Origin of the sequence: Brenneria populi (assembly GCF_036016195.1) — a bacterium.
Lineage (GTDB): Bacteria > Pseudomonadota > Gammaproteobacteria > Enterobacterales > Enterobacteriaceae > Brenneria > Brenneria populi.
The window spans coordinates 1-444 of sequence record NZ_JAYWTM010000075.1 but is presented as its reverse complement, the minus strand read 5'-3'; the positions used below and the strand labels follow the sequence as shown (position 1 = coordinate 444).

Sequence of the window (444 nt, the reverse complement as noted above, 5' to 3'; positions counted from 1 at the left end):
TTATAAGGATCCCAAGAAAAAGGAGTTCTACCGTAAACGCTCGTTGCAACAAAAGCAGGCGCAGATGCTGGCGGAAGAGGGCGACCATATGGATTTCTGGTGGGCGTCGGAAGAGGGCACCACCTATGCCAGCGATTATCTCATCAGTATGGTATCTCCTGCTGACTGGTTTGAATATGTTCATAAATCAGTTAGTTATGTGAGGTTTTATTTGCCTGTTGAGGAGTTGAAAGATAACAGACAACGCGTTGAAGCCTTATTGTTAGAGTTCTGCCAGCATTTAAAACCGCTGTACGGGCTGGCGGGACTGGGCGTGCAGCAGTGCTATGCACGCGATAAGTACCAGCATCTGGAATATGAGATCGGCCAGGCGTTTCTGGCTATCGATATTACCAACTCTAACACTTGGGAAACCGGGCGTGACGGTATCCGCTCGGTAAACTG

Annotated in this window: 1 protein-coding gene; it reads left to right on the top strand. The window is 48.6% G+C overall.

Features of this window, described 5'->3' with window-relative positions:
* Positions 1-444 (top strand): type VI immunity family protein (locus tag VSX58_RS22465; RefSeq protein WP_327619990.1); only part of this gene is annotated, 444 nt, incomplete at both ends.